The organism is Gracilibacillus marinus (assembly GCF_042651725.1).
Classification (GTDB): domain Bacteria; phylum Bacillota; class Bacilli; order Bacillales; family Amphibacillaceae; genus Gracilibacillus; species Gracilibacillus marinus.
In genome coordinates this window covers 125,499-139,209 of sequence record NZ_JBHSDV010000001.1, presented here as the reverse complement: position 1 = coordinate 139,209, position 13,711 = coordinate 125,499, and the positions used below count along the sequence as shown (strand labels likewise).

Sequence of the window (13,711 nt, the reverse complement as noted above, 5' to 3'; positions counted from 1 at the left end):
AAAACTTGTAAATGAATCTTACAACAGTTCAGACATAATGAATGAACCATGTAAAAATAACACTATATTTACTTGAATGAGGAGTGTATGAAATGAAAATAGTAGAATTATTTCAGTTTAAGAATGAGCAAATAAAAGTTTTACATTTTACATGGTTTGCCTTTTTTGTATCTTTTTTTGCTTGGTTTAGTATGGCGCCACTTGCAACAACAATGATGGCAGATATGAATTGGTTAACGAAAGAACACATTGCTGCTCTCGGTATTTGTAATGTTGTATTAACAATCCCTGCCCGCATAATAATTGGACAATTGCTAGATAAGTTCGGTCCGAGAATCGTCTATTCAGGCCTTCTAATTACGATGTCTATTCCTGCTATTATCTTTGCATTTGGAGATAGTTGGAGCCAATTGATGATATCAAGACTAGTATTAGGGAGTATTGGTGCAAGCTTTGTTATTGGTATACGTATGGTTGCTGAATGGTTTCCTCCAAAAAACGTCGGTTTTGCTGAAGGTATTTATGGCGGTTGGGGGAACTTTGGATCTGCTGCCGCGGCAATTTTGTTACCATGGTTTGCTCTAACGGTTCTTGGTGGGGAACAAGGGTATCGCTATGCATTAGCATTTACAGGGATTCTTTGTTTCGTTTATGGTATCATTTATTATATTTTCATTCGTGACACACCTGAAGGCAAGAAATTAGTTAGGCCAAAAAAGGCAGCAGCACTAGAAGTAAGCAGCTGGGGCGATATGGTTCAGCTAATTATTTGGACATTACCATTAGGTGGAGCTGTGGCGATTAGTGCTTGGCGTTTAGAAGGACTAGGATTTATTACATCGAATGTACTTTATGCAATTTATACAACTATTATTCTTGTTTTAATCTACCAAGTATATGCCATCCTTAAGGTGAATGTACCTATATTAAAGGTTGGAGTACCTGAGCAAGATAAATATAAATTTAAAAATGTTGCTGCATTAAATAGTACGTATTTCGCAAACTTTGGTGCTGAATTAGCCATTGTTTCTATGTTACCAATGTTCTTTCAATTCACATTCTCTCTAACTCCAGCACAAGCGGGAATGATTGCATCCTCTTTTGCCTTTGTTAATTTACTCGCAAGACCACTTGGCGGTGTATTATCAGATCGGATGGGCAGTCGAAGAAAAGTAATGTTAGTATATATGGTTGGAATTACTTTCGGACTCCTTCTAATGGGATTAATGAATTCCAATTGGCCACTTATCCTTGCAGTCACTATTACTATCTTGACATCTATGTTTATTCAAGGAGCAGAGGGTGCTACTTTCGCTGTCATTCCAATGATTAAAAAGCGAGTCACAGGTCAAATTGCAGGAATGTCTGGTGCATACGGAAATGTTGGTTCAACTATTTATTTAACATTATATACATTTGTTACTCCACAACAATTTTTCTTTATTTTAGCTACAGGTGCTTTTGTTAGTTTTGTTATTTGTTATTTTATGCTAGAGGAACCTAAGAATTCATTCGGGGAAGAATATTATTTAACAGAGGAAGAGCAACAAGAGCAAAAAAACATTTCACCACCTATACCTATAAGAAAAGAAGCTTAGAAACAAAAATAGTTGTAAAAAATGTAAGTTCATAATCTTATTCCATACGAAAAATACCCTCAGTAAGAAGTGCATACTTTCTTGCTGAGGGCATTGGTTTATTTTATTAGTTTAAGTCAGTGTCTCCACATAAACCTACAAAACTTTACTCAAAAATGCTTTTGTTCGTTCGTGTTGTGGATTTTGGAATAATGCGATTGGTTCGTTTTCCTCTACTACATACCCATCATCCATAAAGATCACTCGATCTCCAACTTCTCTAGCAAATCCCATTTCATGTGTGACAACTACCATTGTCATTCCTTCTTTTGCAAGCTGCTTCATTACTTCTAATACTTCTCCAACCATTTCAGGATCAAGTGCAGAAGTTGGTTCATCAAATAACATAATTTTCGGCTCCATACCTAACGCACGAGCAATTGCTACCCTTTGTTTTTGTCCACCTGATAAGGAGTCAGGATAAACTGACGCTTTATCTTGTAGTCCTACTTTCGCAAGCAACTCCATTGCTTTTGCTTCGGCATCTTGTTTTTTCCACTTACGAACAGTAATCATTGGTAATGTAATGTTCTGTAATACGGTCTTGTGCGGGAATAGATTAAATTGTTGGAATACCATTCCGACTTCTGCCCGTAATTTATTGATATCAATTTTTTTGTCTGTTATTTCTTGTCCATCTATCGTTACCGTACCATCTGTCACTGATTCGATTAAATTCAAGCAGCGTAATAATGTTGATTTACCTGAACCGGATGGCCCAATTACTACAACAACTTCTTTTTGTTTAATTTCAACATTGATATCCTTTAATACTTCTAAATCTCCAAAGGTTTTCTTTAAATGTTTTACAGTGATCATTTCACATCAAACCTTCTTTCTAAATAATTAAGTAAATAGGTCAGAGAGAGTGTTAATACTAAATAAATAAGTGCCACCATTAAATATGGTTCCCAAACACGTAAATATTGGCTAGCAGCTGCTCTTCCCCAATATAATAATTCTGGCGCTGCAATCATCGCACCGAGAGAGGAATCTTTTAATAAAACAATAAATTCATTTCCGAGTGGCGGGATAGATCGTTTAAATGCTTGTGGCAACAATACATAACGCATCACTTGGAATTTGTTCATACCTAAAGAATGTGCCGCTTCACTTTGACCTTTATCAATAGATTGTAATCCTGCACGGAAAATTTCTGCAACATATGCGGATGAGTTAAGTGACAATGTTACAATAACAGATGTCACTGCCGTTGTATCACCTAAAAGTGCTGGTAATACAGCATAATGAAATAGAAATAATTGCACAAGTAGTGGTGTCCCTCTTAAAAAGTTAATATACCATGTAAATGGAAAACGTATAAGTAAGACTGGAGACATCTTACCTAAAGCAATAAAAAACCCTAATATACATCCAACTAACACCCCTACGACGGAGAGTAAAATGGTGAGCATCATACCTTCTAAGAAAAACGGCATATATTCTGTTATAATTTCAAACCGAAAGTCCATTCATAAGACCCCTTTCTTTCCATATTATCATTTGTTCACTATTTTCCCTTATGTACAGGGGATAAACGACAGAAAAGCGCAACGATTTTACCGTTACGCTTATGGTATCACTGCTCACTTACTGCAATGCATCCATATTTGGATCTGCATCAAACCATTTTTTATATAATTCTTCATATGTTCCATTTTCCATTAATGTTTGTAGTGCTGTGTTTACTTGTTCCACTAACTCACTACCTTTTGGAAACATAATTCCGTAAAATTCTGAGTCAAATGTTTCTGGATCTGTAATCATTTCCACATTTGCATCTGGATTATTGTTTACATATTCATCTGCTACAATATTATCTGTTACAACAGCATCCACATCTCCTGATTGTAAGGACATAAATGCTAATGTATTGGAATCATATTTAGAGATATTCGGGTGGTTCTCTCCCATGATTTTTTCAGCAGCTTTTGATCCAGTCGTTCCTGCCTGTACACCGACTTTTAATTCTTTAATATCTTCTCCACTAGTAATTGCTTCTCCTTCACGAAAAACTACTTTATGTGTAGATTCAAAGTATGAACTAGAGAAATCATATGTTTGTTTACGATCGTCATCCACTGTAATACCTGCGATTGCTAAGTCTGCATCTTTGTTCTGAACAGCAGCTAGCATCGATTCCCATCCTACATTTTCGATTGTATACTCAATTCCAGCTTCTTTTAATACAGCATCAATTAATTCAATGTCAAAACCAACCAATTCACCTTTATCTAAGTAAGAAAACGGCATGAATCCTGCTTCTGTTACAACTTTAATGGGTTCTTTTCCTTCACTAGCTCCATTATCTCCTTCATCAGAAGAGCCACATCCGGCTAACATAAATATAACAAATGTTGCAATAATACCAATCATCCATTTATTCATAAATATTCACTCCAGTTATTATTTATACATTTAATAATCATTATAATATAGCATATTAATGCAAATTACAATAGGTTTTACTCAGAAAATAATTATTTAAATTTTCTGATAATTCTTATTTCAAAATGTATATTATATACATCAACATGTCATTTCCTCCAATTAAAAAGAAAAGGTGTATTCCTAACCATAAGATACACCTTTTCCTCTTTCTTATACAATAATCATTAAAAGAATTGGTAATGTAACAATGCTTAGAACAGTCGTAACTAGTGTTGCACTAGAGACAAAATTAGGTCTAGCACCAAATTGTAATGCATACATGGTTGTATTGGCTGCTGTTGGCATTGCTGCAGTTAGTACTAATATATCCTTCACCATCTCATCTAGAGGTAATGGCAATGTGATAAAATACGCAATAACTGGTGCAAGAATTAAACGAAATACAACTGCCAAGGACAATTTACCAAATTCTAAATCATGAAGTTTAATTTTTGCTAATTGCATACCTAACACAATCATAATAATTGGAATCGTCGCTTCTGCCACCATATTAATTGCTGTCATCATTTGCTCACTTATTTGGATATTACTCATATTACAAACAATTCCTATTATTGCACCATAGACAATCGGTACTTTAATAACATCTTTTAATGGTGATATTCTTACATTTGTTTCTGATGCTCCACCTTTTGCCGCTACATAAATCCCAATCGTACACATAATCAGTGTCTGTAATACCATTAATATAATGGCGTAATGAAAACCTTGCTCACCAAATACAAGTAATACTAACGGTGTCCCATAATTCCCATTATTCATAAATACAGAAGCTAGTATAAACCCACTCTTCTCGCTATTATTCCATTTTCTAATATATCCGATTACATAACAGAACAGTAAACTAATCATACATAATACAAATAAAAAGCCACCTAAGTATACATAGTCAATTGTTAACTGGTTAACATAGAATGTTTGAAAAGCAAGTATCGGAGACATCAAATATAATGTCACTGTTGAAATCGATTTAATATCTACACGTAGAAACTTTACTCCGATATAACCGATTGCAAAAATGCTAAATATCGGGAGTAGTACACTTATAAATTGCATATTCTCACCTATTTTGTCTTATGATTTTCCATATGGTAACACGTGATATAGTAACATAGTTAAAGAACCGATACTAGATAAAATACCCATATATAAATACAATGTGTCACCACCAAATGTATCCATCAATGTTCCACCAAACAATGATCCAATAATTCCAGATATCCCAAAGAAGACCGCAACAAATATTAAGTGTCCTGTTGATTGCATGACCATTGGAATCAATCTTGTGACATATTGGAATGCTGTTAAGTAGAAGACACCAAATGTAAGACCATGTAAGAATTGTAATCCGACAATCAGCATTGGATCATCTGCACTCGCATATATAAACCACCGTATACTATACAAGAATCCTGCACTTATCATAAAAATAAGCGGATGATATTTCTTAAACCATTTTCCCGCTGTTGCAAATACAAGTGCTTCACTTGCTACACCTAGAAACCAACTAAAACCAATCAAACTTTCTGAGCCACCTAGTTCGGCAATATAAATACCAACAAAGCTATCATTGGCCCGATGCGTAATTGTAATAAACGTAATGATAAATAAGAAAATAATAAATGGCTTTTTCTTCATTAAGTGACGAACATCGGAGAACTGAACTGGTCTTTTCTTCACCTTTGCATCTGTAAGCTTCATACTAGATAAGAAAGCTGCACCTGCTAATAATAAATAAGGCCATACTATAAATTGAATCCCAACAATAGATAATACTTGTCCTACAATCAGAGAGGATGCTGCAAATCCAATCGATCCCCATGTACGTATTGCACCAAAAGATATCCCTAATTGATCTGCCCTTCTTTGCGCTAAACTATCCCCAAGTGCTCCAATCGGTGATGCAAAAAAATAATAAGCAAAACCAAGTGTAGCTAACAATGGTAATGTAGCCATTTGTAAAAAAAATGTACTACTAATTAAGACACCAATCAAACAAATCATTAACATTCTTTTAACTGTTTGATATTTATCGCTCATATATCCCCAAAATGGTTGCGAAATAATAGATATAAAAGGGCCAATTGCCATAATCCACCCAATCTCTACACTACTTAAATCGCGATATTGTAAGTACAATGGTAAAAAACTAACAATAACTGTGTTTGCCGCATGAAAATAAAATAACAACATTTTTAATGGTACTGTCGATTCTGTATTTGTCACAAATTTCGCCCTTCCTCTCAGCTGCGTATTCATCCGTTTGACTTAACTTCCTATTATACGCGCTATCATCTAATAAGAGAAGAGCAAAAACAAAAGTAAAACCTCTTGTTTTTACATGAAAATAGATCTAAATTTGTATGTATTTTTCTGAGTTCGTATTGTGTTATGCTTTTTTAGAAAGCGCTTTCTATAACTTAACTAATTAAAATAGGAGGAATTGTATTGAGTATTTTCAAAAGCATTTGTACGATTACTTTTACCATTTTTACACTTCTTATTACTACAAACATCACGACATCTGCAGAAACTACTTCAACCATTGACATCAATGAATACACACAAGCAATGCAGCCAGGATGGAACTTGGGTAACACATATGACGCTGTCGGTACAGACGAAACCGCATGGGGCAATCCCTTCGTTACAAAAGAACTGATTGATACAATCGCATCCGAAGGCTTTAATAGTATCCGTATTCCAATCACCTTTGATCAACGTATGAGTGACGCACCCGACTACACGATTGACGAAGATTTCCTAAGTCGTGTTGAACAAACCATTAACTGGTCTTTAGATGCTGGGATGCATGTGATGATAAATATCCATCATGATTCATGGGTATGGTTAGAGTCAGGTATGGTAAATGACCACGATGCGACTGTCGCTCGATATGAAGCGATTTGGACACAACTGAGTCAACGGTTTAAAGATTACCCAGTCGAGCTCATGTTCGAAAGCATTAATGAACCGAGATTTAGTACATCTGATGAAGAAAGTCAGCAATTTATTAATGAATTAAATGATATTTTTTATGATGTTGTTCGTCAATCTGGTGGGAAAAATGACATCCGTCCATTAGTATTGCCAACACACCACACGGCATCTGATCAAGGAAAATTAGATGCATTAGCTACGTATATTGAACAACTCCATGACCCAAATATTATCGCAACAGTACATTACTATGGCTTTTGGCCATTTAGTGTGAACATCGCTGGTCATACTCGTTTTGATCAAGCGACAAAAGACGAGATTCATCAAGTATTTGACCGTGTACATGATACCTTTATCAAAAACGGCATACCTGTTGTCATTGGAGAATTTGGCTTGTTAGGTTTCGACCGTCATACTGGTGTCATTCAACAAGGCGAAAAGTTAAAGTTTTTTGAGCACATGATTCATTACGCACAAGAAAAAGAACTTGTCCACATGTTATGGGATAATGGACAACATTTAGACAGAAACACACTCGAATGGCAAGATGAAGAATTATTCTCGATGATGCAAACAAGCTGGTCTACTCGGTCTGCCCATGTTCACGATAACTTCATCTATTTAAAACAAAACAATGATATTAGTGAGCACACCATTCCAATTACTCTAAATGGAACGACTTTTGATAAAATGGTAATGAATGATACGGAACTAACTGAAGGTGTAGATTATACTTTTGCAGAGAGTACTGTTACGTTTACTGCATCATTTTTGTCTACTATCATGAACGATAATAATACAGGAATTATCGAAACAGTTACAATGCATTTTAGTAATGGTTTTACATGGGATATTGATATTATTTCTTATACTACACCGTTATTGCAGGATACTACTGGTAGAACAATGGAATTTCTTATCCCAACAGCATTCAATGGAGACCAGTTGGCTACAATGGAAGCATATTATGCAGATGGTAGTATCGCAGGCCCACAAAATTGGACAGGATTTAAAGAATTTGATTACACTTTTTCACCGAATTACGAAAATGGAACGATTCGTCTTCAAGAAAATTTCTTTAAAGAAACAGAAGATGGAGAAATCGTTCTAACCTTCCATTTCTGGAGCGGGGAACAAATTACGTATTATATAGAGAAAAGTGGCGATCAAGTAATTGGTCGAGCTACAGATCAACCTATTGAAACACCAACTAAGCCATCCACACCATCAGAGCCGAGTGCAAATGATGACAATTCTGTAGATAAGACAGCTGAAGATACGAATAATAATGATTCGAACCCACCATCTAATACAGTTACTGATGATACGTCCTTAAATAATGAGGAAAATGGAAGCACGTTACCTAATACTGCTACATCTATGTTTGCATATATTCTAATTGGGCTATTGGTCATTTCAATTGGTTTTATTACAATGTTTATTGCAAAAAAGAGAAAAATAAGTCTGGAATAAATAACAAAAAGCCTCCCTTACATCATCTTGTAGGAGAGGCTTTCTTCTATTTTTTTATAAACATTTGCGTCCAATAGTTCCCATCATTGTCAAATCCTACACCGATATGTGTCACATCAGGATCTAACATGTTGCGGCGATGTCCCTCACTATTAAGCCAACTTTGTACAACTTCTTCTGCTGATTTTTGGCCTGCTGCTATGTTTTCCGATGCTTTTGTATAATCTACTCCAAATATTCGTAACATATCAAAAGGAGAGCCATATGTCGGTGAAGTATGTGAGAAATAATTATTATCAGACATATCTTCTGATTTTGTTTGCGCGACATTATTTAAGACATTATCCATCTGCAATGCACTGACACCATTTCGTTGTCTGGCATCATTTGTTAAGTCAATGACTTGTTGAACTACTTGATTGGTCGCTTGTGAAGTATTATTTTGTTGCTCTATTTCCTTATCATTTGTATTATCTGATGCACGCTGTTGTCTTTCTTGCCCCTCTGTATTACTGTTCTCAAAACGATAATTGAAGTTTGTATCATATTCACGTTCTGTAAAGATATTTTGCTCTCTTCCCGGGTTTACAGGAATCTTATTACCTTGATTTGCTCTTGATTGATTCTCCATCTGTGTCTCATTTTCACCCGAAAAACTAATATACTCTGGATTTAAATTATCATCCTCAGGTGGTAAAGATGACTCATTATTACATGCAACTAATGTAAGCAAACCTAATAACACTACCGACAAACATAATTTATTGTACATATAGGAATTCCTCCATGTTCATAGTGATTTCTCACCATTAATATGTACAATTTCTTTTCATTTATACTGTGCCAAATTGTTTCATATATCTAGATGGAATCATTTTTCCATCCCAAATTTTCTTTGTTACCGCTTCTCTTTCTTTCACTTCTGGCTCCTCTAATAGTATGAAGAAATTTTTAGTCGGTAATGTGCCCAAATGATGTTTCTCAGATAGACGATCTAAATATTTTCTCATTTTATCCAAATTTTTCGACTGATTGTTTCCAGTTACTGAGAATTCATACAATACACTTGCTACAGGAACTCTTTTGACACGGTATTTCTCTGCTACACGCAAAAAGAAATCCCAATCCCAATAATTTCGCATCTCTTCATCGAACTTGCCTATTTCTACATGAATAGATTTTTTATACATGCTACCAGATGGTACATATGTAGAAAACTTCTTCATTGCATCTAAATCATATGTATAGGCAAATAGTTGAGAAGAAAGAGGAATTCGCTCCATCTCTGTTTCCATATAATTCACAATCTCTACATCAGAGTATAATAAATCATAGTCATCTGTATGCTGGAACATTGTTTCGATATGTGTTGGTAAAATCAAATCATCGTCATCAATTAACATGATCCATTCACCACTTGCTAATTCAAGACCTCTGTTTCTCGCACGAACATGGTAGCTATTCTGTTCTAAATTAATAATCTGACAGTGTAACTCCTCATACGCATCTACAATTTTAGATATATCAGATCCAGCGTCATTAATAATGATCACTTCAAAATCTTGGTATGTTTGCGCAGCTAATGAAGCTAATAACTCAGATAAAGCAACTGGACGATTATATGTTGGTATGATTATAGATAATTTTGGATTCAACGTGTGTTACCCTCTTTCATTATAGTTACAAATATTAAGTTATTGTGTGTTCTTTGAAATGTGTGTAAAGTTAATTGACATGTGCCGATACATCGATAAAATGAAGGCATAAACTAACCATATCATATTTTTAACTTTACTCATATACGAAGGATTCACACTTAATAATTATTACATTTTTCTTACTTTTTATCACATTTTGACTACATTTGCATAGTTGATATTTGAATAACATATAACAATTATGGAAAAACTTATCGTAAGAATTAAAATAAGGAGGGAAAACAATGGCATTTTTAAGAGAAGCAGTTGAAAGGCAAAAAGTATTTCTCATCGAACAACTGATAGCGAATGGTGAAGTACACCCAAATGATGAAGAAGTGTATAAAAAACCAATTAGCGAAATTGTACATGATTACGAAAAATTCTGCATTCAATTCGAACAAAAAAATCCGAACAGCTTCAAATTCACTCGTTTCAATCCATATGAACAACAAGAAGAGAAGCCCGATTTCCATTAAGGCTTCTTTTTTGTGGAGATTCGTTAACGTTCTTTTTGAATTCCAAATCTTGCATTAATTTCACCACGCAATAATTCTCTGCGCATTTTCTTTTCTTTTTTACGTTCTGCACGAAGCATATCTTGTCTAATCTCGTATGTCTGTACTCCTTCTTCACGTTTGTTGGCAATATCGATTAATAATTCTACATCAGCAAACGAATATTTTCGATTTCCTTTTGCGGAACGCTCAGGGAATACCAACTTTCTTTCTTCGTAATAACGAATCTGTCTTTCTGATAGACCTGTCAACTCACTAACCACGCCAATCGTAATCACTTTTCTCGTTTTATATGAAGGATTTTCAGACAATAAGAACACCACCTATTAAGACTTTAGCTTACTGGTTGTATTAATCTTACTTAAATTATACACTTTTTTCCTTTCTTGAAAAAACTTTTGTCAGATAATCTTACAAACATTTTATGTAAAAATGATAAAGTGGAAATAACTATCTTCTTTCTGATATAGTTAAGCTAGTAGAAAAAAAGGAGTTTTGTTATGGCGATATCAATAACTAAACCTGCAGCTAAATGGTTTGTAAATGAATTACACCTAGAAGAACATGACGCAATACGCTTTTTTGCAAGATATGGAGGATTTGGCGGAGTACATAAAGGGTTCTCTTTAGCATTAGAAAAAACAGAACCAAATGATCCTGGTATGCAAGTTGTGGAAGAAGGCATTGTATTCTTTGTTGAGCAATCTGACATGTGGTATTTTGACAATAAAGATTTCCATATTAAATACTCTAGAAAATATGATGAAATCGAGTATATCGTTAAATAGTTTCTTATTCATTTTATATGGAAAAAGAAAATTTTATGTTTACTTTTCATAATAAAAACGAAGGTACTCAACAAATTGTTGTGATTCCTTCGCTTTTTTATTTCGTCTAGCGTAATCGTTCAAAACTAGAATATTTAGAGAATTATGTCATATTTAATATTTCCTAATAAAAGAATGATACCACACAAATTTGAAATAATTGATGTGCGTATAACCCGCTTTGGCTTGCCCAATCCCCTTTCCATGGGCTTTTTACTTCAGCTAACTTTTCCAAGCACAAACCGCTTGAAAAAGTGGATCTTCAGGAAAAAGTGCCCCATAGGAGTGGAAGTGGGCGCCGACGCTCAGTGAAGTTCTACAATGTTTGCAAGTGCTGACATTTTGTATTGTTACAGATAGTTGCTTATTTTGTATATAATGATACGTAATCTAAAGACAAAATCATAGTCGATATGGAATAAATCCAGCGTTTATATAATTATTTTTTTATGCTTACTAGAATTGTAGAATATAAAATAGTGGAGGTGTCCGTTTCCACTCCTGTGGGATGTTTTTCCCCTAAGATCCACTTTTTAGCGAACTGTGCTAAAAAGTTAGCTTAGGGGAAAAACCCACGGAAAGGGAAACGGACAAGCCGGAGCGGTTGCAACGCACATATCTATTCTCAAAATTATATCTCAGTTTTCTTCTAATACACACAAAATCCAAACAATTCGATAAATAGCTTCCGAATCGTTTGGATTTTTGTGATGAATGAATTCTTTCGTTCCAGTCTCTACGTTTCTTAACGGGCGTTTTCGCTTTTGTTCCATCCAGCTACAACGCCCAGAAACTAGGAGACTTCACGCATCAACGGTCAATAAGTCATCATCGGTTCGTTCCTCTCCGTGATTCCTTTATTTCTGTTGATTCGCTCCAGTCTCTACGTTTCTTAACGGGCGTTTCCGCTTTTGTTATTTCAATGTAATGGTTGCTTTTGCTTTATGTGCACTAAAGTCTAGTGTATATCCAGGCTCTCCAAAGTACGGGAAGCCGTCGTTTGTCCAGAATAAGCGTTGGATTCGCGCATGGCGATTGTGATCATATAATGGATTCTCTGTACTAAATCCTTTGTATGGACGTGCATGATAAATAATTAATTCATAGCCATTTTCATCAACAGAAAAACTGTTATGACCAGGTCCATATTCAACTGTTGTATCATCTGATACCATTACAGGTTCTTTTACTTTTGTCCATGCATTCGGATCTAGTAAATCCCCATCTACATCTGCATACAATAAACCTACTGCATAATTCTCATCTGTTGCACTTGCCGAGAATGCAATAAAAATATGCTGATCATTCTTAATCATAGCAGGCCCTTCATTCACATCAAAACCAATTGTTTCCCAATCATACTCAGGTGTAGATAAGAATATTTGCTTCTTGATTGTCCAAGGGTTCTCCATTTCTGCAATGAACAGGTTAGAAATCGTATCATTGTCTACTTTTTGTGCCCAAACTAAATATCTTTTGCCATTATGTTCAAAAGTTGTGGCATCTAATGAGAAACTTTGGAACTCTGTATTCACTTGTCCCTTTTCTACCCATTCCCCTTCTAATGGGTTCTCTGCGTCACATTCTAACACATATGGACGAATTGCCCATACATCGTCTTTATCTCCTGCCGCAAAGTGGAAATACCATTTACCATCAATATAATGAATTTCTGGCGCCCAAATATGTTCTGACATAATACCAGATTCATGCTTCCACCAAATCACTTTTTCTTCTGCATCACGTAACCCATCGATTGTTTTTGCTCTTCTTAGTACAATTCTGTCGTAAAGCGGATAAGAGCCAGTGAAGTAATAATATCCATCTGTATGCTTATATAAATAAGGATCTGCACGTTTTTCAATAAATGGTTTCGGGTAATCCGTATGTTTGATTGTACCCTTTACCTCTACTGTTCCATTCTCTGCTAATTGTTTTACATCAATTGCATCCCACTCCACATCAAATGGTGCAGTAATATTATCATTTAAATCTACATTTACTTGTGTTGGTAATACAATATTCTCTTGATTCGTCACTTGTAAATCTATATTGTGTATACACTTAATTTCCATCGAAAACTTCCTCTCTTTACAATATTAATTCTTATTATAAACAATCTCACTTGTACTTACAAGTAAAATAAATAGCAATTATATACTTAACTT

General features: G+C 34.8%; 14 protein-coding genes. 4 read left to right on the top strand and 10 right to left on the bottom strand.

The window, feature by feature from the left end:
- The first annotated feature begins 92 nt into the window (after nucleotides 1-92).
- Entirely contained in the window at nucleotides 93-1,598 is a 1,506-nt protein-coding gene (locus tag ACFOZ1_RS00735) for a NarK family nitrate/nitrite MFS transporter (RefSeq protein ID WP_390194833.1), read from the top strand.
- A gap of 135 nt (nucleotides 1,599-1,733) precedes the next feature.
- Here ACFOZ1_RS00735 and ACFOZ1_RS00730 read toward each other — a convergent pair whose 3' ends face one another.
- The 5 genes from ACFOZ1_RS00730 to ACFOZ1_RS00710 all read right to left on the bottom strand — a co-directional run bounded on the left by ACFOZ1_RS00730 (nucleotide 1,734) and on the right by ACFOZ1_RS00710 (nucleotide 6,314).
- A complete protein-coding gene (locus ACFOZ1_RS00730; protein ID WP_390194831.1) occupies nucleotides 1,734-2,456 on the bottom strand; it encodes an amino acid ABC transporter ATP-binding protein in 723 nt (240 codons plus the stop codon).
- Nucleotides 2,453-3,109, bottom strand: a complete 657-nt coding sequence (locus ACFOZ1_RS00725) for an amino acid ABC transporter permease (protein WP_390194829.1) — start codon at nucleotides 3,107-3,109, stop codon at nucleotides 2,453-2,455. Before ACFOZ1_RS00725 ends, ACFOZ1_RS00730 begins: the two co-directional genes overlap by 4 nt.
- Before the next feature lie 118 nt (nucleotides 3,110-3,227).
- The gene (locus ACFOZ1_RS00720; RefSeq protein WP_390194827.1) at nucleotides 3,228-4,025 is read right to left on the bottom strand and encodes a basic amino acid ABC transporter substrate-binding protein; all 798 of its coding nucleotides are present in this window, start codon (nucleotides 4,023-4,025) and stop codon (nucleotides 3,228-3,230) included.
- A 213-nt stretch (nucleotides 4,026-4,238) separates the two neighbouring features.
- Nucleotides 4,239-5,144 (bottom strand): AEC family transporter, encoded by a 906-nt coding sequence (locus ACFOZ1_RS00715; protein ID WP_390194825.1) that lies wholly within the window; start codon nucleotides 5,142-5,144, stop codon nucleotides 4,239-4,241.
- An 18-nt stretch (nucleotides 5,145-5,162) separates the two neighbouring features.
- Nucleotides 5,163-6,314, bottom strand: coding sequence for an MFS transporter (locus ACFOZ1_RS00710; RefSeq protein WP_390194823.1), 1,152 nt, complete (start codon nucleotides 6,312-6,314; stop codon nucleotides 5,163-5,165).
- A gap of 222 nt (nucleotides 6,315-6,536) precedes the next feature.
- On the opposite strand from ACFOZ1_RS00710, the gene ACFOZ1_RS00705 reads away from it, so the two are divergent.
- The gene (locus ACFOZ1_RS00705; protein WP_390194821.1) at nucleotides 6,537-8,501 is read left to right on the top strand and encodes a cellulase family glycosylhydrolase; all 1,965 of its coding nucleotides are present in this window, start codon (nucleotides 6,537-6,539) and stop codon (nucleotides 8,499-8,501) included.
- Nucleotides 8,502-8,547: 46 nt separating this feature from the next.
- Here ACFOZ1_RS00705 and ACFOZ1_RS00700 read toward each other — a convergent pair whose 3' ends face one another.
- The gene (locus ACFOZ1_RS00700) at nucleotides 8,548-9,273 is read right to left on the bottom strand and encodes a CAP domain-containing protein (protein ID WP_390194819.1); all 726 of its coding nucleotides are present in this window, start codon (nucleotides 9,271-9,273) and stop codon (nucleotides 8,548-8,550) included.
- 61 nt (nucleotides 9,274-9,334) lie between these two features.
- On the bottom strand, nucleotides 9,335-10,156 hold the full coding sequence (locus tag ACFOZ1_RS00695) for a glycosyltransferase family 2 protein (protein ID WP_390194817.1): 822 nt from the start codon (nucleotides 10,154-10,156) through the stop codon (nucleotides 9,335-9,337).
- Nucleotides 10,157-10,443: 287 nt separating this feature from the next.
- On the opposite strand from ACFOZ1_RS00695, the gene ACFOZ1_RS00690 reads away from it, so the two are divergent.
- Nucleotides 10,444-10,677 (top strand): Fur-regulated basic protein FbpA, encoded by a 234-nt coding sequence (locus tag ACFOZ1_RS00690; protein ID WP_390194815.1) that lies wholly within the window; start codon nucleotides 10,444-10,446, stop codon nucleotides 10,675-10,677.
- A 23-nt stretch (nucleotides 10,678-10,700) separates the two neighbouring features.
- Here ACFOZ1_RS00690 and ACFOZ1_RS00685 read toward each other — a convergent pair whose 3' ends face one another.
- The gene (locus ACFOZ1_RS00685; protein ID WP_390194813.1) at nucleotides 10,701-11,027 is read right to left on the bottom strand and encodes a MerR family transcriptional regulator; all 327 of its coding nucleotides are present in this window, start codon (nucleotides 11,025-11,027) and stop codon (nucleotides 10,701-10,703) included.
- Nucleotides 11,028-11,216: 189 nt separating this feature from the next.
- On the opposite strand from ACFOZ1_RS00685, the gene ACFOZ1_RS00680 reads away from it, so the two are divergent.
- Nucleotides 11,217-11,504, top strand: coding sequence for a HesB/YadR/YfhF family protein (locus tag ACFOZ1_RS00680; protein ID WP_390194811.1), 288 nt, complete (start codon nucleotides 11,217-11,219; stop codon nucleotides 11,502-11,504).
- Nucleotides 11,505-12,181: 677 nt separating this feature from the next.
- Here ACFOZ1_RS00680 and ACFOZ1_RS00675 read toward each other — a convergent pair.
- Together ACFOZ1_RS00675 and ACFOZ1_RS00670 are read right to left on the bottom strand one after the other, a co-directional pair.
- Entirely contained in the window at nucleotides 12,182-12,316 is a 135-nt protein-coding gene (locus ACFOZ1_RS00675; protein WP_390194809.1) for a hypothetical protein, read from the bottom strand.
- Between the two features lie 141 nt (nucleotides 12,317-12,457).
- Nucleotides 12,458-13,618, bottom strand: coding sequence for a family 43 glycosylhydrolase (locus ACFOZ1_RS00670; protein ID WP_390194807.1), 1,161 nt, complete (start codon nucleotides 13,616-13,618; stop codon nucleotides 12,458-12,460).
- Between the last annotated feature and the right edge of the window lie 93 nt (nucleotides 13,619-13,711).

What these genes read in the sequence shown, in the direction of transcription:
- ACFOZ1_RS00730 (WP_390194831.1), bottom strand. Translation starts at nt 2,456, where the DNA reads ATGATCACTGTAAAACATTTAAAGAAAACCTTTGGAGATTTAGAAGTA.
- ACFOZ1_RS00675 (WP_390194809.1), bottom strand. Translation starts at nt 12,316, where the DNA reads ATGGAACAAAAGCGAAAACGCCCGTTAAGAAACGTAGAGACTGGAACG.
- ACFOZ1_RS00700 (WP_390194819.1), bottom strand. Translation starts at nt 9,273, where the DNA reads ATGTACAATAAATTATGTTTGTCGGTAGTGTTATTAGGTTTGCTTACA.
- ACFOZ1_RS00720 (WP_390194827.1), bottom strand. Translation starts at nt 4,025, where the DNA reads ATGAATAAATGGATGATTGGTATTATTGCAACATTTGTTATATTTATG.
- ACFOZ1_RS00690 (WP_390194815.1), top strand. Translation starts at nt 10,444, where the DNA reads ATGGCATTTTTAAGAGAAGCAGTTGAAAGGCAAAAAGTATTTCTCATC.
- ACFOZ1_RS00735 (WP_390194833.1), top strand. Translation starts at nt 93, where the DNA reads ATGAAAATAGTAGAATTATTTCAGTTTAAGAATGAGCAAATAAAAGTT.
- ACFOZ1_RS00725 (WP_390194829.1), bottom strand. Translation starts at nt 3,109, where the DNA reads ATGGACTTTCGGTTTGAAATTATAACAGAATATATGCCGTTTTTCTTA.
- ACFOZ1_RS00680 (WP_390194811.1), top strand. Translation starts at nt 11,217, where the DNA reads ATGGCGATATCAATAACTAAACCTGCAGCTAAATGGTTTGTAAATGAA.
- ACFOZ1_RS00715 (WP_390194825.1), bottom strand. Translation starts at nt 5,144, where the DNA reads ATGCAATTTATAAGTGTACTACTCCCGATATTTAGCATTTTTGCAATC.
- ACFOZ1_RS00670 (WP_390194807.1), bottom strand. Translation starts at nt 13,618, where the DNA reads ATGGAAATTAAGTGTATACACAATATAGATTTACAAGTGACGAATCAA.